Genomic DNA, 1,023 nt, shown 5'->3' with positions numbered 1-1,023 from the left:
TGATCCCGCCAATCTACGTGAAGCCTTTCGTCAAACGGCAAAAGAACGATGCAGCCGACGCCGCGGCCATTGCGGAGGCAGCAGTCCGACCGAACATGCACTTTGTGGCCGTAAAGAGCGCAGATCATCAGGCCCGCGCTGTGGTATACCGCACTCACCAATGTTTTGTCGGACAGCGCACCCAGACGATCAATGCGCTACGGGGACATCTCGCTGAGTTCGGCCTGGTCTTCGCGCAGGGCGTGCCTCATCTGAAGGACATCCATGCCGCAATTGAAGACGAGACTGTCGACCTGCCGGAAAGCGTCCGCGAGGTCGCACGGCTTTACCTCCAGCATATCGAGGCTTTGTCCGCCAAGATCGACGATCTGTCGCTGAAGTTGCGCGAAGCAATGAAGGTCAACGCAGAGATGCGCCGCCTGTGCACGGTTCCGGGCGTCAGTCCGGTAACAGCAGGAGCAATCATGGCCTTTGCTCCGGACCTGCGGACTTTTGCTAGTGGGGGCAACTTCGCGGCCTGGCTCGGCCTCGTCCCCCGACAACGATCGACAGGCGGAAAGACGAAGCTCGGTGGCATGAGCAAGATGGGGCAAAGCGACATCCGGAAACTCCTTGTCGTCGGAGCGATGAGCAGGATCCGTTGGATCGTGCGCAAAGGCGTATTGCCAGACAACTGGCTCGGCAGGCTGATGGCCCGAAGGCCTCGGATGGTGGTTGCCGTGGCCTTGGCCAACAAGATGGCGCGCGTCATCTGGGCGATGATGACGCGCGAGGAAAATTACCGCTTGGCGTGAACGGTTGCCGCCGACTGGCGGTAATGCCGTGAGCGCTCGGGGCCTTGGCCCTGGCAAGGAGATCGACTGACGAATTATGCGGCAAGAACTTCCAAGTTCACGCGGCGGCTAACCAGTCCCGGGGCTAGAGCGAAATCAGCTCGCTGAACCGATGTGACCCGCCACGTTCGAACTGCATACCGGCCCGTGGCGTCAGCAAGCCACATCAAGAGGCCTGACACACGACCGA

At 60.5% G+C, this 1,023-nt stretch carries 1 protein-coding gene; it reads left to right on the top strand.

Going from position 1 to position 1,023, the window contains the following annotated elements; genetic code table 11:
• A partial coding sequence (locus IE122_RS18240; protein ID WP_189622645.1) for an IS110 family RNA-guided transposase occupies positions 1–794 on the top strand: 794 nt, incomplete at its 5' end.
• Positions 795–1,023 lie beyond the last annotated feature (229 nt).

The organism is Novosphingobium colocasiae (assembly GCF_014652555.1).
Taxonomy (GTDB): domain Bacteria; phylum Pseudomonadota; class Alphaproteobacteria; order Sphingomonadales; family Sphingomonadaceae; genus Novosphingobium; species Novosphingobium colocasiae.
This window is presented reverse-complemented; position numbering and strand designations above follow the sequence as displayed.